Annotated in this window: 8 protein-coding genes; 2 read left to right on the forward strand and 6 right to left on the reverse strand. The window is 68.8% G+C overall.

Annotated features, from left to right (window positions below; genetic code table 11):
- Positions 1 to 127: 127 nt before the first annotated feature.
- Positions 128 to 8,035 (reverse strand): ESPR-type extended signal peptide-containing protein, encoded by a 7,908-nt coding sequence (locus ACM0PB_RS19630; RefSeq protein WP_065186248.1) that lies wholly within the window; start codon positions 8,033 to 8,035, stop codon positions 128 to 130.
- 439 nt (positions 8,036 to 8,474) lie between these two features.
- Complete coding sequence (purL, locus tag ACM0PB_RS19635) at positions 8,475 to 12,359, reverse strand: phosphoribosylformylglycinamidine synthase (protein ID WP_138953198.1); 3,885 nt, start codon at positions 12,357 to 12,359, stop codon at positions 8,475 to 8,477.
- A gap of 835 nt (positions 12,360 to 13,194) precedes the next feature.
- On the opposite strand from purL, the gene ACM0PB_RS19640 reads away from it, so the two are divergent.
- A complete protein-coding gene (locus ACM0PB_RS19640) occupies positions 13,195 to 15,294 on the forward strand; it encodes a glycosyl hydrolase family 18 protein (RefSeq protein WP_164230468.1) in 2,100 nt (699 codons plus the stop codon).
- Positions 15,295 to 15,404: 110 nt separating this feature from the next.
- Here the strand turns inward: ACM0PB_RS19640 and ACM0PB_RS19645 are convergent, their stop codons facing one another.
- On the reverse strand, positions 15,405 to 16,190 hold the full coding sequence (locus ACM0PB_RS19645; protein ID WP_053500398.1) for a thioredoxin fold domain-containing protein: 786 nt from the start codon (positions 16,188 to 16,190) through the stop codon (positions 15,405 to 15,407).
- A 100-nt stretch (positions 16,191 to 16,290) separates the two neighbouring features.
- Positions 16,291 to 17,268, reverse strand: coding sequence for a site-specific tyrosine recombinase XerD (gene xerD / locus ACM0PB_RS19650; protein ID WP_005415216.1), 978 nt, complete (start codon positions 17,266 to 17,268; stop codon positions 16,291 to 16,293).
- Between the two features lie 56 nt (positions 17,269 to 17,324).
- Between xerD and ACM0PB_RS19655 the strand changes: the two genes are divergently transcribed.
- On the forward strand, positions 17,325 to 17,816 hold the full coding sequence (locus ACM0PB_RS19655; protein ID WP_065179146.1) for an RDD family protein: 492 nt from the start codon (positions 17,325 to 17,327) through the stop codon (positions 17,814 to 17,816).
- Positions 17,817 to 17,906: 90 nt separating this feature from the next.
- Here ACM0PB_RS19655 and lptG read toward each other — a convergent pair whose 3' ends face one another.
- Complete coding sequence (gene lptG / locus ACM0PB_RS19660) at positions 17,907 to 19,013, reverse strand: LPS export ABC transporter permease LptG (RefSeq protein WP_049414332.1); 1,107 nt, start codon at positions 19,011 to 19,013, stop codon at positions 17,907 to 17,909.
- Complete coding sequence (gene lptF / locus ACM0PB_RS19665; RefSeq protein ID WP_069139463.1) at positions 19,010 to 20,092, reverse strand: LPS export ABC transporter permease LptF; 1,083 nt, start codon at positions 20,090 to 20,092, stop codon at positions 19,010 to 19,012. Before lptF ends, lptG begins: the two co-directional genes overlap by 4 nt.
- Positions 20,093 to 20,122: the final 30 nt, after the last annotated feature.

The following is a 20,122-nucleotide window of genomic DNA, read 5'->3' on the forward strand; positions in this document are numbered from 1 at the left end:
ACCAACACTGCGGCCATCATTCCTTGACGACTCCCGGCCGGCCCAGCCGGGATTGCCGTGACCTCCCCCCAGGCCCTGATTGCAGGTTTGGCGCCGGCGTGGGTGGCCGCCGGCGCAGTGGTTTGGCTTACCAGCCGAAGCCGGCACCAACGCCGACCGAGCTGTCGTCACTGCTGAAGGCACCGCCGAAGGTGACCGTGGCGCGATCGCTGATCGCACGCTGGTAGCCCAGCGACAACGCCGACTCGCCGCCCTGGAAACCGATGCCGACGCCGACCCGGTTCTGGGTGCGGATACCGGCGGCACTGGTGGCCATGTTGAGCATCGCCGCGCTCATGGCGCCCTGGCGGTCGATGCGGCGATCCATGTGGCGCAGGCGCCCGTCGATCTCGCCCTTGAACACATCGAAGCTGTCGGCGACGGCCTGCACGCGGCTGTCGGTGTAGCTGTTGGCAGTGGCCATGCCACGGTCCAGCTGGCCCTTGTTGACGGCGTCGGTGGCAGTGGTGCCGGCGGCGACGTTGGTGACCTGGCGTTCGTTGCCTTCGCTACCGACCGACACGGTGTTGGCACGATCGGCAACCGAGCCCTGGCCCAAAGCCACCGCGTTGGCAGCCGTGGCACTGGCACCCTGGCCGATGGCGGTGGACGAGGCGCCACTGGCCACTGCGCCCTCCCCCATGGCGACGGCATTGAAGCCCGTGGCCGGGGTGCCAACCGGAATCCCGGCACCGGCGGCGGCGGCCGTCGGCGTGCCCTGCACGCGTGCGGTGCTGGCCGGTGCCGCGTCGGCGGTGGCCGGTGCGTCGGCGACGCTGGCCAGTGCGCTTTCATCCAGCGAGGCACTCATCGAACGCAGGCTTGCCGTTCCCGAACGCGTGCCTCCGGCGGTGCGGCGATCGATCTCGCTGACCTTGCGGTCCAGCGCACCGAGCGCATCGCCGACGTTGCTGTAGGTGGCGCCCTGGATCACGTAGTTCGGCGCCACGAACACGCCCTGCATGCCGACGCTGGCGCCACCGCCGAGGAAGCTGGCGGCATCACTGAGCGACTGGAACAACTGCCCGCCATTGATCGCCTGGCGGCTGCCGGCGGCGATGCTGCCGGCACCGACGTTGTCGATGGTGGTGCCCTGGAAGCCGGAGAGGGTCAGGCGATCACGGCTGGCGTCGTCATAGCCGACTGCACTGGCCGCCGTGGTCTCGACCGTCGCGATGCGCGAATCGAAATCACCGACGCGGGTTTCCACTGCGCCCACGCGCTGGTTGGTGACGTTGAGCTGCGAACCGGTGACCGCATCGGTGCTGCCGGCAGCGATGCGGCCGTCGGCCACATTGACGATGCGCCGCGTGGCCGGGCCATCGGTGCCATTGCCGCCGCCGACCGAGACCACGTTGGCATCGAGCGCACGCGAACCCGCCCCCAGAGCCACCGAGTTCGCACCGGACGCGCCGGCGCTGTTGCCCAGTGCAAGCGCACCATTGCCAATGGCCATCGCGTTGGCACCCAGCGCATTGCTGCGTGCACCACTGGCAGTGGCGGCCGAACCGACCGCAGCGGCATCGCTGCCGCTGGCACTGGCGGTACCCGCACCAGTGGCCTTGACGTAGCGTGCGGTGCCATCGGCGGTCGCCGCGACCGCATCGAGCTGGCCACGATTGACTGCATCGGTGCGCTCGGTACCGGCGGCGACACGGGTGATCTGACGATCACTGGTGCTGCTGCCCACTGACACGGTGTTGGCACGATCAGCCACCGAGCCGGCACCCAGTGCGATGCTGCCGGCTGCCGACGCATTGGCGCTGACACCCACTGCGGTGGCATTCGCGCCGGTGGCCTTGCTGCCGTAGCCGACCGCCGTACCAAGCCGGCCACTGGCTTCGGCATAGCTGCCCAGCGCGGAGGCACCGTCAGCCGAGGCGTTGGCGCGGAAGCCGCTGGCCTGCGACTGCGTGCCGCTGGCCGTGGCCTGCGCACCACTGGCGGTGCTGTAGGCACCCTTGGCCTGGGCACCGGTGCCGCTGGCGCTGGCACCGAGTTCGCTGGCGCTGGCGCCGCTGCCCACCGCCACGCTGTCGACACCACTGGCCTGTGCGTTGTTGCCCAGAGCCGCGGCGTTGTTGCCGGTGGCCAGGGCATCGACGCCGACGGCGGTGGCGTTGACGGCCATGGCATTGGCTCCGCTGCCCAGCGCGGTGGCGCCGTTGCCGACGGCGTTGGCCGCGTTACCGGCGGCCAGTGCGTTGTCGCCGTCGACCAGGGCACCGGCTTCGCCGTCGGCGTTGCCGCTGGCCTGGAACTGCCGGGCAGTCCTGTCGGCAACGCTGGCAACCGCGTCCAGCTGGCCCTTGTTCACCGCGTCGGTGGCCTCGGTGCCGGCTGCCACATGCGTCACCTGGCGCTCACCGCCCGCGGTGCCCACGGCCACGGTATTGTCGCGCTCGGCCTTGGAGCCGGCGCCCAGCGCCACGCTGTTCAACCCACTGGCGGTGGCACTGGCGCCCAGTGCCGTGCCATCTGCGGCATCCGCCCACGAATTCCAGCCGATCGCGGTGGCGTAATCTTCGGTCGCCCAGGCGCCGGCACCGAAGGCCGCCGCGCCGGTGCCGCTGGCACGCGACGGGATCAAGCCGAAGAAGGTGCTGCCACCAATGGCCACGCTCTCCTCGCCACTGGCCTCGCTGGACTGGCCCACGGCCACGGCACCGGTACCGGCTGCGGCGGCACCGAAGCCGACCGCGGTGGTGTTGGCCCCGCTGGCGGCCGAGCCGTAGCCCAACGCGGTGCCGAGGCGTCCGCTCGCTTCGGCATAGCCACCGACGGCGGTGGTGCCATCGGCAGAGGCGGCACTGCGGAAGCCACTGGCCAGTGCCTGCGTGCCACTGGCGTTGGATTCGGTGCCGGTCGCGGTGCTGTACGCACCACTGGCCTGCGCACGCGCCCCTACCGCGCTGGCGCCGAGCTCGCTGGCGCTGGCGCCGGTACCGAGCGCAAGGCTGTCTTCGCCGGTGGCCTGTGCGGTACTGCCCAGTGCTGCGGCGTTGTTGCCGGTGGCCAGCGCATCGATGCCGACCGCCGTGGCGTTGGCGGCCAGTGCATTGGCGCCGCTGCCGAGTGCGGTGGCACCGTTGCCGATGGCGTTGGCCGCATCACCGGCCGCCAGCGCGTTGTCACCCTCGACCAGGGCGCCGGTTTCACCCTCGGCGTTGCCACTGGCCTGGAACTGCCTGCTGGTCTTCTCCGCTGCTGCGGCTACGGCGTCAAGCTGGTTCTTGTTGACCGCATCATTGCCCTGCGTGCCATCGGCCACGTTGGTGATCTGGCGGGTGTTGCCAGCACCGCCTACCGACACGGTGTTGTCACGGTCCGCGATCGAATCGGCACCCAGCGCCACGCTGTTGGCAGCGCGCGATTCGGCGGCGTTGCCCAGTGCGGTGCTGTTGATGCCGCCGGACCAGGCGCCGCCACCGACGGCGGTGGAGTAATTGCCCGATGCTTCGGTGGCCAGCACGCCAAACAGCGAACCACCGACGGCGACGCTGTTGGTGCCGGTGGCCAGGCTACCCTGGCCGGTGGCGGTGCTGTAGGCACCCGACGCCTCGGAGTCGCCGCCCAGCGCCACGCTGTTGGAACCGGTGGCACTGGCGAAGTTGCCGAAAGCGGTGGCGTTGAACGCCGATGCCTGGGAATAGCCACCGATGGCGGTGCTGTAGCCACCGGTCGCTTCGGCGCCGATGCCGAACGCTGCCGACGCCGTGCCGCTGGCGACGCTTTCGCTGCCGACCGCGGTGGCGCCGCTGCCGCTGGCATTGCTGAAGTAGCCCACCGCCACGGCTTCCTCGCCGGAGGCTTCGGACAACACACCGTTGGCGGTACTGCCGGCACCACTGGCGATGCTGGCGGCACCGAACGCCGCGCTCTGCTCGCCGCTGGCTTCGCTTTCCGCACCCTGCGCGGTGGCGTACTCACCGGTCGCCTGTGCGTTGGCACCGACGGCGCTGGCGTTGGCGGCGCTGGCCAGCGCGTTGAGACCGATCGCCTGCGCGTTGTTGGCCAGCGCATTGGCACCACTGCCGAGTGCGGTGGCACCGTTGCCGATGGCGTTGGCCGCATCACCGGCGGCCAGCGCGTTGTCACCCTCCACCAGCGCACCGGCTACGTCGTCACCGCTGCCACTGGCCTGGAAGAAGCGGCTGGTGGTGGTGGCGGTACTCGCGACCGCATCCAGCTGTGCCTTGTTCACCGCATCGGTGGCCTGGGTGCCAGCGGCGACGTTGGTGATCTGCCGCTCGTTGCCGGTGCTGCCGACCGACACGCTGCGGGCGCGGTTGGCAACCGAGCCGGCGCCGAGCGCGACAGCGTTGCTGGCGCTGGCGTTGCTACCGGCCCCGAGCGCGATCGCGCTTTCACCACCGGCCACCGTGTTGGTGCCGATGGCAATGCTGTTGAGGCTGTTACCCAGCGCCTGGAAGCCCAGCGCCACGCTGTTGTCGCCATAGCCGAAGGCACCACGGCCGACTGCGGTTGAGCTGGCACCATTGGCCCAGCTGTTGTATCCGATGGAGGTTGCGCCACTGCCGCTGGCCCATGCCGCGTTGCCGAACGCCGAGGCGTTGGTGGCGGTGGCCCATGCACCGGAACCGAAGGCGCTCGCACCACTGGCCGTGGCCCAGCTGTAGCCACCGACAGCGGTGCTGTCATCGCGGCTGGCGAAGGCGCTGTCACCGACCGCAACGGCATAGCTGCCGGTCGCACGCGACTTGCCGCCGGCCGCGAAGCTGTTGTCGCCGCTGGCCTTGGCGGCATTGCCGAACGCGCTGCTCACGGCACCGGTGGCCTGCGCACCGCTGCCGACCGCCGTGGCATCGGCAACCGCCGTGGTGCCCACCTGTTGCGCCTTTCCGTCGGCGCCGATGATCGGCTGGTTGTACTCGTCGTAGGCCTGTCCGAGGCCACCGATGGCAACACCGCCGTTGCCGGTGGCGCTGCTGTTGCGACCCACCGCCACGCTGTCATCACCGATCGCTGACGCGGCAGCGCCATGTGCAACTGCACCAGCACCGACCGCGTTGCTCGAGGAGCCGGCCGCAACCGCACCTTCGCCCTCGGCGAACGCACCGGCATCACTGCCCGCTTCGGGCTGTGCCTGGAAGAAGCGCGCGGTGCCGTCGGCGGTGCTGGCCACAGCGTCCAGCTGCGCCTTGTTCACTGCATCCGTCGCCTGCGTACCCGCGGCCACGCTGACGATCTGGCGTTCATTGCCATTGGTGCCCACGGCCACCGTATTGGCCCGATTGGAGCCCGAATAGGCGCCCAGCGCGACACTGTTTTCGGCGCCAGCGGTGGCGTAGTAGCCGATGGCCGTGCTGTCCTTGCCGATGGCCCAGGTCTGCGCGCCCAGTGCACTGGCGTTGTCGCCTGCGGCATAAGCGAAGTAACCCAGCGCGGTGGATTCCGCGCCCACTGCTTCGGTGAAGCTGCCGTTGGCCAACGAACGGTCACCACTGGCGACCGCACCGCCGCCTACCGCGGTGGAGGACACACCGCTGGCCCGCGTCTGCACATACAGGCCCATGCCCGGCACGATGTCGGCCGGGCCACCGATGGCGACGCTGCCGGCGCCGGTGGCGCTGCTCTGCGTTCCCAGGGCGGTGGCGTTGCTGCCACTGGCGGTGGCCGCCGCGCCGAAGGCCGCGCTGCCCTGCCCCGAAGCCAGCGCATTGCTGCCGACGGCAGTGGCGCTCTGCGCGATGGCGACGGCGCCCGCACCCAGTGCACTGGTGCCATTGCCGATCGCGTTGGCCGCCTCGCCGGCGGCCAGCGCATCTTCGCCTTCGGCCAGCGCACCGGCATCGCTGTTGCTGCTGCCGGTGGCCTGGAAGTGCTTGGCGGTGGCATCAGCCACGGCAGCGACGCCCTTCAACTGGGCCAGATTGACCGCATCGGTGGCTTCACTGCCCGCGGCAACGCTGGTGATCTGCCGTTCGTTGCCTGCGCTGCCGACCGCTACGCTGTTGGCGCGGACAGCTTCGGAGTTCGCGCCCAGTGCAACGCTGTTGGCACCGCGAGCGGTGGCGTAATAACCGACGGCGGTGCTCTGCGCACCGCTGGCCCAGGTCTGCGCACCGAGCGCGCTGGCATTCTCACCCGGGGCATAGGCGAAGTAGCCCACGGCGGTGGATTCCACACCGGATGCTTCGGTCAGGCTGCCGTTGGCCACCGCACGATCACCGCTGGCGATAGCGCCGGCGCCGACCGCGGTGGCGGCTTCGCCGCTGGCCTGGGTCTGCACGAAGAAGCCCAGGCCCGGAATCAGGTCGGCCGGGCCGCCGATGGCGACGCTGCTGGTACCGGTGGCGGTACTCTGCGTACCCAGTGCGGTGGAGTAGTCACCGATGGCATTGGCGACCGCACCGAATGCCGACGACTGCGCACCGGCGGCATACGCGCCAACGCCGTAGGACGACGCCGCAAATCCACTGGCTTCGGCACTGGCGCCGACTGCGGTGCCACCGACACCTGCGCTGGTGGCGCCGGTTTCCACCGGCACGCCGCCACTGGTGATCAGCGGGTTGCCGTCGGCATCCACCGCAGCACCACCGACGGCGACACTGCCCGGGCCGTTGGCCTGTGCGTTGTTGCCGAACGCGGCGCTGTTCTGGCCCGACGCCAGCGCGTTGTTGCCGACGGCGGTGGCGTTCTGCGCAACGGCCGTGGCGCCGGCACCCACGGCGGTGGTGCCGTTGCCGATGGCGTTGGCCGCCTCGCCGGCCGCCAGCGCCTCGTCACCTTCGGCCAGCGCGCCGGCGTCGCTGTTGCTGCTGCCAGTGGCCTGGAAACGCTTGGCCGTGGCATCGGCCACGGCGGCCACGTTCTTCAACTGGCCGACATTGACCGCGTCGGTATCTTCAGTACCCGCAGCGACGCTGGTGATCTGCCGGGTCAGGCCATATTCGGCGGCGCCGACAGAGACGGTATCGACGCGGTCGGCCAGCGAGCCGGCGCCCAGCGCCACGCTGCCGGTGGCAACCGCCGCCGAGTTGGACCCCAGCGCGGTGCTGTACTCACCGACGGCGGTGCTGAACGCACCCACCGCGATTGATGCTTCATTGGCGGCAGTGGCGCCGCGGCCCAGTGCGGTACTGCCCGGGCCCATCGCCACGGCACCGCCACCCACGGCAGTGGCGCCATCGGCGGTGGCTTCGGACAGCGCACCCAGGGCGGTGGCCGCGCCATTCTCGCTTGCAGCGTAGGCACTGGCGCCGACGGCGGTGTCACCAAGACCGAACGCGGCAGCACTCTGCCCGACCACCACGCTGGCGTCACCGATTGCCAATGCGCCCTGGCCGAACGCGCTGGCGCCCAGGCCGGCGGCAATCGCCTGGGTACCGATGGCGGTGGTGGCATTGGCCAACGACTGCGCACCGGCGCCCGCTGCAACCGCGCCCTGCCCGTCGATCTTCGCCGCGTCGCTGTCATCACCTGCGCCATCGGCCTTGAAATAGCGGTTTCCATCTGCGGCGACATCCGCCAGCGCGGCCTGCGTGGCGCGCGCCTGCGCATCCAGCTGTGACTTGTTCACCGCATCGGTGGCCTGGGTACCAGCGGCCACGTTGGTGATCTGCCGTTCCTTGCCGGCGTCGCCGACGGACACGGTATTGGCCCGCGCTGCTTTGGAGCCAGCGCCCAGCGCCACGCTGTTGGCGGCGCTGGCATTGCTGTTGCTGCCGATCGCCACCGCGTTGCTGCCCTTGGCCGTGGCCGAGCCTTCGATCAGGCACTTTTCCAGCAGCTTGCCGCTGAATGCGACGCAGGTAGCGCTGCCGCCGATCTGCACTGACTGTGCAATGGCGGAACCGCTCATGCCCAATCCCAGTACCAGGCCCAGTGCCACCGCCAACAGCGCGGGCGTGGCCTGTGTCGTATCGCGGCGCTGGTCGACAACACCACCGCTGCTGTCGGAGGAGGCCAGTTCCGAGGCCACCACCAACTGACCCAATGCTTTGTTCCAGACCTTGCGATAAATCCGATTCATCGGTACGGCTCCTGATTGGACTGGTTTTGGGCAAAGCAACGCCACCGCCGGGCCTTGTGGCCCAACGTCCCCTGGGGGCGTTTATTCGCGTGATTTACTGCGGGGTATTGCCGAACGGCGCGCAGCGACAGAAAACCGAGCGCGTGCGCCGAGCGGTTACTGCGGAATGAATGGTTCTGAAACGGGGTTCAAGTGTTAACGGCAACTTTGCAGATCGTCAAGACTTTGACACGACAAATGCTATTGCCGTGAAGCAGTTCACCATTTCACGTGTTTATAAAAGTATTTTGTTAGGTACACGTGACGGACCGCTGGCGCATGAAAACCGATGTAACTAGCGGGCACGACAAGGGTTTCACGCGCGCAAAGAAAAACCCGCCGACGAAGCGGCGGGTTTTTCCATACGCGGTGGCATTGCGGCCTGCGCGGAACGATGCGATCAGCCGCACCACACCCGCGCGTTGCGGAACATGCGCATCCACGGCGAATCACCCTGCCATTCCGCCGGTGCCCAGCTCAGGTTGAGCGCGCGCGGGGTACGTTCCGGGTGCGGCATCATGATGGTGACGCGGCCGTCGCTGCTGGTCAGGCCGGTGATGCCGTCCGGCGAACCGTTCGGGTTCAGCGGGTACTGGCTGGCCACCTTGCCATTGCCATCGATGTAGCGCAGCGAGACACGTGCAGCAGCCTGGTCGACGGCATTGTCGAACACGGCCTGGCCTTCACCATGCGCCACCGCCACCTGCAGGCGCGAGCCGGCCATGCCACGCAGCAGGATCGACGGCGATTCCACCACTTCCAGCAGCGCGGTGCGGGCTTCGAACTGCTCGCTGGCGTTGCGACGGAACTGCGGCCAGTGCTCGGCACCCGGAATGATGTTCTTCAGCTGGCTCATCATCTGGCAGCCGTTGCATACGCCCAGCGCGAAGCTGTCTTCGCGCGCGAAGAACGCGGCGAAGGCATCACGCAGTGCGCTGCGCTCCAGGATCGAGGTGGCCCAGCCACGGCCGGCACCGAGCACGTCGCCATAGCTGAAGCCACCACAGGCCACCAGGCCGGTGAAATCCTGCAGAGCCACGCGGCCTTCAATCAGGTCGCTCATGTGCACGTCGAAGGCACGGAAGCCGGCACGCTCGAAGGCGTTGGCCATTTCGATCTGGCCGTTGACGCCCTGCTCGCGCAGCACCGCCACGCGCGGACGCGCACCGCTGCTGATGAACGGTGCCGCCACATCCTCGTTGAGGTCGAAGCTGAGCTTCGGCTTCAGGCCCGGTGCGTTGAAGGCACGCGCGATCTCGCGCTCGGCATCGGCATTGGCCGGGTTGTCGCGGCGCTTCTGCATCGCGTGGGTGACCGACCACCAGGCATCGAACAAGGCCTCCCAGCGCCACTCGGCCAGGTTCTCGCCGCCCAGCGACACGCGCACCACCGGTGCGGTGGTTGGCTTGGCGATGCGCTGCGCGCATTCGGTCAATGCATGGCGTTCAACCAGGTCGGCAAACGCTGCACGGTCTTCGCGCGCGATCTGCACCACCGCGCCCAGTTCTTCGTTGAAGAGGCTGCGGAACGGATCGTCACCCCAGGCATCGAGGGCGATGTCCAGGCCCAGGCGCGAGGTGAAGGCCATTTCGCACAGCGCGGCGAAAGCACCGCCGTCGCTGCGGTCGTGATAGGCCAGCAGCAGGCCGGACTGGCGTGCATCGCGGATCAGCTCGAAGAAACCCCGCAGGCGCTGCGGATCGTCCAGGTCCGGGGCGGCACCGGCGAAGGCCGGCAGGTCGCCGTGGTCGGCATGCACCTGGGCCAGGATCGACCCCCCCAGGCGCTGCTTGCCGGCACCGAGGCCGATCAGCCACAGCTCGCTGTCCACCTCCCGGTCGAGCAGCGGGGTCAACTGCTGGCGCACGTCGGCGACCGGCGCGAACGCCGAGATCACCAGCGACACCGGCGACACACTCTTGTGCGCTTCACCCTGGTCGTGCCACTGCGCCTGCATTGACAGCGAGTCCTTGCCCACCGGGATGCTGATGTCCAGCTGCGGGCAGAGTTCCATGCCCACCGCCTTCACCGCGTCGTACAGCAGCGCGTCTTCGCCTGGGTGACCGGCCGCGGCCATCCAGTTCGCCGACAGCTTGATCTCATCCAGCGCATCGACCGGGGCCGCGCACAGGTTGGTCAGCGCTTCGCCCACCGCCATGCGTGCCGAAGCAGCGGCATCGAGCAGGGCCAGCGGGGTGCGCTCGCCGATCGACATCGCCTCACCGGCTACGCCGTCGAAGTCGGCCAGGGTGATTGCCACGTCGGCCACCGGCAGCTGCCACGGGCCGACCATCTGCTCGCGCGCGGTCAGGCCGCCGACGCTGCGATCACCGATGGTGACCAGGAAGTTCTTCGAGGCCACGGTCGGGTGCGCGAGCACGCGCAGGCCGGCTTCCTGCAGGTCCAGGCCACCGGTCTTCAGCGCCGGCCAGCGCGGTGCCGGCGGGTGCGCGGTATCGCGGTGCATCTTCGGCGGCTTGCCGAACAGCACGTCCATCGGCAGGTCGATCGGTGCATCGGCCGGGGTGTGGCCCGGCACGGCACCGTAGGCCACCACCAGATGTTCCTCGGCGGTGGCCACACCGACCGCAGCGAACGGGCAGCGCTCGCGGGCGCACAGCGCGGCGAACTCGGCCAGGCGTTCCTGGGCCACGCCCAGCACGTAGCGTTCCTGCGACTCGTTGCACCACAGCTGCATCGGCGACAGCGACGGATCATCGGTGGGCACCTTGCCCAGGTCGATGACACCACCGACGTTCGAGTCGTGCAGCAGTTCGGGGATGGCGTTGGACAGGCCACCGGCGCCGACGTCGTGGAAGAACTTGATCGGGTTGTTGGCGCCCATCGCCACGCAGCGGTCGATGACCTCCTGGCAGCGGCGCTCCATTTCCGGGTTGTCGCGCTGCACGCTGGCGAAGTCCAGGTCCTCGGCGCTTTCACCGGAGGCCACCGAACTGGCCGCACCGCCGCCCAGGCCGATCAGCATCGCCGGGCCACCCAGTACGATCACCGCATCACCGGCCTGCAGCGGGATCTTGTCGACCTGCACGCGGTCGATCGCGCCGAGGCCACCGGCCAGCATGATCGGCTTGTCGTAGGCGCGCACCAGATCGGCGCCTTCCGGCAGCTCGAAGCTGCGGAAGTAGCCGAGCAGGTTCGGGCGGCCGAACTCGTTGTTGAACGCGGCGCCGCCGAGCGGGCCGTCGGTCATGATTTCCAGCGCCGGTGCCATGCGCGGGTTCAGCGCGCGCGGCGCCTCCCACGGCTGCGGCAATTCCGGAATGCGCAGGTGCGAGACCGAGAAGCCGGTCAGGCCCGCCTTCGGCTTGCCACCGCGGCCGGTCGCGCCTTCGTCGCGGATCTCGCCACCCGCGCCGGTCGAGGCGCCCGGGAACGGTGCGATCGCGGTTGGGTGGTTGTGGGTTTCCACCTTGATCTGGAAGGCACTGGGCACCTGCGCTTCGCGGCGGTATTCGCCACTGGCCGGATCGGGGCGATAGCGCGAGGCCGGATGGCCTTCGATCACCGCGGCGTTGTCGCTGTACGCGCTGAGCGTGTGCTGCGGGGTCTGCTGGTGGGTGTTCTTGATCATCCGGAACAGCGAGCGGTCCTGCTCCTGGCCGTCGATGGTCCAGCTGGCGTTGAAGATCTTGTGGCGGCAGTGCTCGGAATTGGCCTGCGCGAACATCATCAGTTCCACGTCCGACGGCGAGCGGCCCAGCGCGGTGAAGCGTTCACGCAGGTAGTCGATCTCGTCCTGGGCCATGGCCAGGCCGAGGCGCTGGTTGGCGGCCTCCAGCTGGTCCACCGGCACGCGTTCCAGCTCGCCACGCGCTGGCGCCGAGAACAGCGCCTGGCCCTGCTCCACGGTCTCCAGCACCGACTGCGTCATCGGGTCGTGCAGCGCCTTGACCAGCGCCTGCTGAGCGTCGGCATCGGCCGGCCAGCCCTGCACGTCGATGCGCAGGCCACGTTCGACCCGGCTGACCGGCTGGCCGGCACCGCGGACCAGTTCGGTGGCCTTGCTCGACCACGGCGACAGCGTGCCCAGGCGCGGCACCACGATGCGGCTGACTGCGCCTTCGGCCACGGCTTCGGCCTGCGGCGCCGCTTCGAGGATGCGGCACAGCGTGGTCAGGTCGGGGGCGGCGCTGCCTTCGGGCTGCACGAAGTAGACGTGCCAGGCGCCGCTGATGCGCAGGGAGGGAGCGATGGACTGCAGGCGGGATTCAAGACGTTCGCGGCGGAACGGCGACAGGGCGGGCGCGCCCTCGAGGACCATCATGTCCGGGGAACCGTAGTTGGGAAACGGGCCCGACATTGTACCGGAAGCGGGGGGTGGGCTTTGGCCGGGCGGCGCCCGGCACCCGCCGAGGCCACGGCCGAAGCAACGGCAACGGCCAAAGCAACAGCAACGGCCAAAGCAACAGCAAGAGCTGGCTTCTGTGAGCTGGCGGGGCGGTGGGAGCCAGCAGGACACGCCGTAAACCCATCCATGGGGGCTCGATGGCGCCCTCCATGGCGCCAACGGTCCTGCTGGCTCCCACCACCCCGCCCCGACAGTTTCCCGCGATCTGCGGCCATGCGTGGACGCTTCCCGGTAGTGCCGGCCGCTGGCCGGCAACCAGGAAATGTCAGAAATCAGGCATTGAAGAGCGCAGCGACCGGCTTTTGCCTTTGTTTTTTTCTTCTGTCTTTCGTGGCTGGCCGCGCAGGAACCTGTCCGTGGCCGGGCGGGTGGGCTGCGCAGGGGCGTGAGCCGCATGGATGCGGCGACCGAGCTTACATGGACGTACTTGCAGCGCCCCCTACGCAGCCCACCCGCCCGGCCAACCCCCAGAAATCCGCTGTTCGCGGCAAGCCCCAGCCACGAGGGGCTCCGCCGATGGCCGCCGACTGCGCGCCAGCGCCGCTTTCCGCCCAAATCGCCGAACCATGCGCTTGCTCACGGATTGACCACGCGATTGATGACAACGTTGTCCCCACCTGGTGCCGGACTCTCTCCCCGGCCTCCCAGGTGCCTCCGTCCGGCCCCTCCGTCGCCTTCCCGGGCGATGCCCGGACCTGCGTCACGCGCGGCGCCATCGGGGCCCGCGCGCCCTTTGATCGGAGACTCACCCATGTACGACCCGATTGTGCGCAGTGCCGAACGTTCGACCCGAAGCTGTCGTCCCCGCCATCTGGCCTGGCTGCTTGCCCTGGCCGCCGGCAGCGCCGCCCTGCCCGGCCTGGCGCAGGCTGCCAGCTGTGCCGGCGTGGCCCAGTGGGACCAGGCCAAGATCTACCGGGCCGGCGATACCCTGCAGAAAGGAGGCGTCCTCTATCGGGCGAACCAGGACATCTGGAACGCGCCACCGGACCATCCGGCCGGTGCGCCCTACTACACCAACCTCGGTGCCTGCGATGGCAGCGGCACCAACCAGCCGCCGGTGGTCAGCCTGACCTCGCCGGCCAACGGCGCCACCTTCAGCGCCGGCAGCACGGTCAACGTGACCGCCACCGCCAGCGATCCGGACGGCAGCGTCGCCAAGGTCGAATTCTTCCGCGACGGCAGCACGCTCGGCGTGGCCACCAGTGCGCCGTATGCAGCCAGCTGGACCAACGCCAGCGCCGGCAGCCATACCCTGCGCGCGGTGGCCACTGACAACAACAATGCCACCGCCAGCACGGCGACGGTCACCATCACCGTCAACGCCGCCAGCGGCGACACCACCGCGCCGAGCGTGCCCGGCGGGCTGGCGGCCGGAACGCGCACTGCCAACAGCATCGCGCTCAGCTGGAGCCCATCCACCGACAACACCGGTGGCAGTGGCCTGGCCGGCTATGACGTGTACCGTAACGGAAGCCTGGTCGGTTCGCCGTCCAGTGCCAGCTATGTGGATGGGGGGCTGACCGCATCGACCACCTACCGTTACCGCGTGCGGGCGCGCGACAACGCCGGCAACGCGTCGGCGCAGGGCACCGAGATCAGCGCCACCACGCTGGCCGGTGACGGTGGCACCACCGGCAAGCGGGTCATCGGTTACTTCACGCAGTGGGGCATCTACGGCCGCAACTACCGGGTCAAGAACATCGACAGCAGCGGTTCGGCGGCGCGCCTGACCCACATCAACTACGCGTTCGGCAACGTGCGCAACAACCGCTGCGAAGTCGGCATCACCCAGCCGTCGGATCCGAACAGCGGTGCCGGTGGCGATGCCTTCGCCGACTACACCAAGGCCTTCAGTGCCGCCGAGAGTGTCAGCGGCAGCGCCGATACCTGGGACCAGCCGCTGCGCGGCAACTGGAACCAGCTCAAGCAGCTCAAGGCCAAGTACCCGAACCTGAAGGTACTGATCTCGCTGGGTGGCTGGACCTGGTCGCGCGGCTTCTCCAGCGCGGCGCGCCCGGAAAACCGCCAGGCCTTCGTTGCCTCGTGCATCGACGCCTACATCAAGGGCAACCTGCCGGTGACCGACGGTGCCGGCGGCGCCGGTGCGGCGCTGGGCGTGTTCGACGGCATCGACATCGACTGGGAATACCCGGTGGCCTGCGGCATCGAATGCGGCAAGCCGGAAGACAACGCCAACTTCACCGCGCTGATGGCCGAGTTCCGCCGCCAGCTCGATGCGGTGCGTCCGGGCCTGTTGCTGACGGTGGCGGTGGGTGCCGGCATCGACAAGATCCGCGTCACAGATCCGGCGGCGTACCACCCGTACCTGGACTACATCAACGTGATGACCTACGACTTCCACGGCGCGTGGGATGCGAAGACCAATCACCAGTCGGCGCTGTTCGATTCGCCGAATGATCCGTCCACCGGCGACCAGAAGCTGTACAACAGCAACGACGCCATCGAGGCCTTCATCAGCCGTGGCGTGCCCGCCGCCAAGCTCAACCTGGGCATCGGCTACTACGGGCGTGGCTGGACCGGCGTGGCCAATGCCAACAACGGCCTGTACCAGACCGCCAGCGGTGCCGCCCCGGGCACGTATGAAGCCGGCATCGAGGACTGGAAGGTGCTGAAGAACCTGGCGTGGCCGGGCTACACCGACAACACCGCCGGTGCCACCTGGATCTACAACGGCAGCACGCTGTGGAGCTTCGACACCCCGGCCAACATCACCCGCAAGATGGGTTACGTGAAGACCCAGGGCCTGGGCGGCGCGTTCGTCTGGGAGTTCAGCGGTGACGATGCGCAGGGCACGCTGACCAAGGCAGTCAGTGATGGCCTGAAATAAGGGAAAAGCCGGGGGCGCATTTTGCGCCCCCGGCCTCTGATCTGTGGAGCCGAGCCCATGCTCGGCTGATGTTTCCGCAGTCGAGCATGGCTCGACTCCACAATTCTGCGTCAGCGCTTGGCCGACAGCTTCTCCAACGCCGCACGCAGCTGTGCCGGCGGCAGGTAGCCCCCCAGCTGGGTGCCGTCCGGCGCGAAGATCGCCGGCGTACCATTCACGCCCAGCTGCTGGCCCAGCGCGTACTGCATCGCCACCGGATTGGTGCAGTTCCTGGCGGGAACGTTGCCGCCGCGCTTGGCGTTGGTCAGCGCCTGGCGACGATCCGCTGCACACCAGACCGAAATCATGTCGGTGTAGTCCTTGCTGCCCAGGCCCATGCGCGGGAACGCCAGGTACTCGACGGTGATGCCGTTGCGGTTGAGCTCGGCGATGTCCTGGTGCAGCTTGCGGCAGTAACCACACTCGATGTCGGTGAACACGCTGATGGTGTACTTGGCGTTCGGCGCGGCGAACACGATGCGATCGCCGTGATTGGCCTTGGCCAGCAGGCCGCGGCGATAGCCGAGCAGGCCTTCGCTGTTGGCCGGGCCCTTGGCGCGGGTGTCGTAGGGCTGAGACTGGAACAGGTAGCGGCCGTCATCGGACACATACAGAAGCTGGCCTGAAACGACGACCTCGCGGAAGCCGGGGAACGGCGCGGCGCCAATGTAGTCCACCTGGAAACCGGGGTTCAACGCGGTCAATGCGGCGCGTACCGCCTGGTCGGCCGGCGCATTCGCGGCCGGATTGGCCTTGGCCGCAGCGGCGGCGGGTGCCTTGGCGGCCGGCGGAGCCGGCTGGGCGCAGGCGGTCAGGCTGAGCGCACCGAACACGGCGGCGATGGCAAATCGGAGCATGGAGCGGTCCGCGACAGAAGAAGACCCCGGATTCTGACACAGCCGCCGGTACCGGGCAGCGACGCCCGGCAGCGCCCCGGGCAGCGATTCAGCCCGGCACTCAGCCACGCGGATGGTGGCGGGCGTGCAGCTTCTGCAGGTGCTCGCGCGCTACCAGGGTGTAGATCTGGGTGGTCGACAATGAACTGTGGCCGAGCAGCATCTGCAGCGCGCGCAGGTCGGCACCGCGGTTGAGCAGATGGGTGGCGAAGCTGTGCCGCAGCCCATGCGGGCTGATCCGCGCCGGGTCGATGCCGGCCACCTGTGCGTGGCGCTTGACCAGATGCCAGAACGCCTGCCGGGTCAGCGCATGCAGCGTCGGTTCAATGAACAACGGGGCCTGCCCATCCGCCAGGGCATGCACCTTGCCCTTGCCGACCAGCTGCGGGCGCGACTGCTGCAGGTAACGCTCCAGCCAGTGCTGGGATTCCTCTCCCAGCGGCACCAGCCGTTCCTTGCTGCCCTTGCCGGTGACCCGCAGCACGCCCTGGCGCAGGTTGACCGCCGTCGCGGGCAGCAGCACCAGTTCACTCACGCGCAGGCCCGCGGCATACATCAGTTCCAGCATGGCGCGATCGCGCAGGCCCAATGGGCTGTCGACGTCCGGGGCCGCCAGCAGCGCATCGATCTGGCTCTCGGCCAGCGCCTTGGGCAGCAGCCGTGGCAACTTCGGCGGGTCCAGCAGCGCGCTGGGATCCTCGCTGCGTTCGCCGCGGCGCACGCCATCGGCGAAGAACGCCCGCAACGCCGACAGCAGGCGCGCGTTGCTGCGCGGTGACCAGCCATGCCGGGTGCGCCAGGCCAGATAATCGAACAGCCCAGGACGCTCGATGCCGGCCAGGCCACCGTCGCGCCCATCCATCCAGCGCGCCAGCCCTTCCAGGTCACGCCGGTAACTGTCGAGGGTGGCACGGGCCAGGCCGTTCTCGGCCCAGATCGCATCGAGGAAGCGCTGGATGCGCACGCCGTCGTCGGCGCGAAGCTCGGGCAGTTGCTGGACCAGCTGGCGGCGTTCTGCGGGGGTGGAGACAAGGGCCATGCGTGCAGGATACGAGGGCCACTGCGGGCACGGCCAGCTTTGCGTATGCTCGGCGCATGTCCCGCCCTGCCACCGACACGGCCCCTGCGGCCGCTACCGAAATGCCCCGCCCACGTGCCTTGTTGGCCTGGCGCGTGCTGGCGATGGTCTACGACGCACTGCCGGTGCTGGCGCTGTGGATGCTGGCCGGCACGCTGTTCACCCTCGCCTACACCTTCAGCGGCCACGCGCAACGCGAGAACATCGCGCCGTTCAGTGCCTGGCAGTGGCTGCTTTGGGCGGTGTGCTGGGCGATCACGGGCTGGTACGCGACGGCCAGCTGGCGCCGCGGTGGACAGACCCTGGGCATGCGCCCGTGGCGGCTGACAGTGCGATCAATCGATGGCACGCCGTTGCGGCGCGGCCAGTTGTGGCTGCGCTTTGCGGTGGGCACGCTGTCCCTGCTGCTGGGCGGACTGGGATTCTGGTGGGCGTGGGTCGACCGCCAACGCCTGACCTGGCACGACCGCGCCAGCGGTACCCGCCTGGTGCGGATGCCGAAACGGTAAGGCGCTGTCTGTAGCGCCGAGCCCGTGCTCGGCTGCTTTCCGCACTGTACGTGACAGCCGAGCACAGGCTCGGCTCTACAACAATCAGAATCAGCCCGACTTGCGCCGGAACAGAAGTCCGGATACCGCCAGCATCACGATCGGCGGCAACGCGTAGGCAATGCGGTAATCGAACTTCAGCGCGCCGGCCATGCGGCCGAAGAACAGCTGCAGCAGCCAGAAGCCCAATGCGAACAGGATGCCCAGGAACAAGCGCTTGCCCATGCCGCCGCTGCGCAGCGATCCGAACGCGAACGGCACCGCCGCCAGGCACAGGGCCAGCACGTTCACCGGATAGAACCAGCGGCTCCAGTACACATCCTCGAAATCGCGCGCGTCCAGCCCGTTGCGTTCGCGGTAGGCAATGCTGGTGCTCAGCTCGGACACGCTGAGGTTGCGCGGCTTGGCGATACCGGTCGCCAGCGCGGCCGGGTCCAACTTCGAGTTCCAGGGCTCACGTGCCACTTCCTGACGGGTTGCCGAGCGCTCGCCAAAGGTGTCGCGGCGCACGCCGGTCAACACCCAGCCGTCCTTGTCGTGCTCGGCGGTGGCGGCATGGGTCAACGAGGCGATCTTGCCGTCTTCGGCGACCCGGTACAGGCGCACATCACGCAGGATCAGCCGCGTGCCCTTGTCGCCCACCAGCTGCTCCTCGCCGCTCTGCGCATTGAGGAAGGTGTCGCCTTCGCGTGCCCACAGCCCCGAGTAACGGGTAGTGGCAATATCCCGCCCCCATTTGGCGCTGGATTTCAGCGCATCGGCACGGTCCTGGCCCCAGGGGCCCAGCGTCTCGGCGCTGAGCACCATCACCGCGGTCAGCAGCGACAGCGCAATCGCCACCGACACGCTCAGGCGCTTGCGCGACAGGCCCAGTGCACGCAGTGCGGTCAGCTCCGAGGTCGCGGCCAGCTGGCCCAGGCCCATCAGTGCGCCGATCACCGCGGCCGTCGGGAACATCGTGTAGGCGCGGCGCGGCACGGTGTACAGCACCCACGCGGCGGCATGGCCCAGGGTGTAGCCGTTCTTGCCGATGTCCTTGAACTCGCCGGAGAAGGCCATCACCACGTCCAGGCCCACCAGCACCGCCCAGGTCAGCAGCACGGTGGTGAACACCGACCGGCCCAGGTACAGGTCGAAACGCATCGGGCGCAGCCTCATGCGCGGGCTCCCTTCGGGCGGGCCAGGCGGCCATCACGTACATACATCCAGATCGCCAGCGCCAGCAGCGGCAGGGTCAACCACCACAGGCCGAGCGCGGGCGGAATCTTGCCGTTGGCAATCCAGCCGCTGCCGATGAACATCAGGTTGGTGCCCACCATGTAGGCCAGCAGGGCCAGCATCATGCGTCCATAGCGCTGCTGGCGCGGCGAGCTGCGGCCCAGCGGCACGGTCAGCAGGGCGAACGCCAGCGCGATCAGCGGCGGTGCCAGCCGGCGATGCAGCTGCGCCTGCGCCTGCGGCCGTGCATCACCGACCAACTGCAGGGTCGGCATCAGTTCCGGGTCGTCCTCGGTGCGGGTCTGTGCGCCATCGGGCAGGGCCACGTCGTTGCGGGCGAAGGTCGCCAGCCGGTAATCCAGCCCAGCGGCCACCGGGCCTTCCACCTGGTGGCCATCATCCAGCTCCAGGAAACGCTGGCGGGTGCCCTCGAAGTACATGCGGCCACTGTTGGCCGACACCACTTCCAGGCGATCGTCCTTCTGCCGCTGCATGAACACCTTGCCCAGCTCGGTGCCGTCAGGCGAGATCGAGGACAGGTAGACCACGCCGCCATTGGGCAGCGGCGTGAACCGGCCCGGCTCCAGGCCGGCCATCAGCACGCTGCGGTTGGCCTCGATGATCATCTGCTCGGCCACCCGGCCTGCCCACGGGCCCAGCCACAGCGAGCAGGCGCCGACCAGCAGCACCACCGGCACCACCAGCATCAGCAGCGGTCGCAGCAGTCGCTTGGGGCCGACACCAATGGCGGTGATGACCGCCATTTCCGAGTCGCGGTACAGCCGCGCCACGGCCAGCAGCAGGCCCAGCATCAATGCCAGCGGCAGGATCAGCGGCAGGTAGGCGATGAACTGCAGGCCCAGCTGGGAGAACAGCAGCTTGGCCGGCAGGCGTCCGTCGGCGATGTTGCCGAGGATGTCCACCAGCACGCCGCCCACGCTGACCACCAGCAGGACGATCAGGGTAGCCAGGAAACTCTGGACGAAATCGCCCAGCAGGTATCGGTCGAGCTTCAGCATGGGGCGGTGGTTTAAACTCTGGGGTTCGTT

Source organism: Stenotrophomonas sp. AR029, from assembly GCF_047520695.2.
GTDB classification, from domain to species: domain Bacteria; phylum Pseudomonadota; class Gammaproteobacteria; order Xanthomonadales; family Xanthomonadaceae; genus Stenotrophomonas; species Stenotrophomonas sepilia.

Coding starts and splice junctions, on each gene's coding strand:
- ACM0PB_RS19655 (WP_065179146.1), top strand. CDS start 17,325: ATGTCCCGCCCTGCCACCGACACGGCCCCTGCGGCCGCTACCGAAATG.
- purL (WP_138953198.1), bottom strand. CDS start 12,359: ATGATGGTCCTCGAGGGCGCGCCCGCCCTGTCGCCGTTCCGCCGCGAA.
- ACM0PB_RS19645 (WP_053500398.1), bottom strand. CDS start 16,190: ATGCTCCGATTTGCCATCGCCGCCGTGTTCGGTGCGCTCAGCCTGACC.
- ACM0PB_RS19630 (WP_065186248.1), bottom strand. CDS start 8,035: ATGAATCGGATTTATCGCAAGGTCTGGAACAAAGCATTGGGTCAGTTG.
- ACM0PB_RS19640 (WP_164230468.1), top strand. CDS start 13,195: ATGTACGACCCGATTGTGCGCAGTGCCGAACGTTCGACCCGAAGCTGT.
- lptF (WP_069139463.1), bottom strand. CDS start 20,092: ATGCTGAAGCTCGACCGATACCTGCTGGGCGATTTCGTCCAGAGTTTC.
- xerD (WP_005415216.1), bottom strand. CDS start 17,268: ATGGCCCTTGTCTCCACCCCCGCAGAACGCCGCCAGCTGGTCCAGCAA.
- lptG (WP_049414332.1), bottom strand. CDS start 19,013: ATGAGGCTGCGCCCGATGCGTTTCGACCTGTACCTGGGCCGGTCGGTG.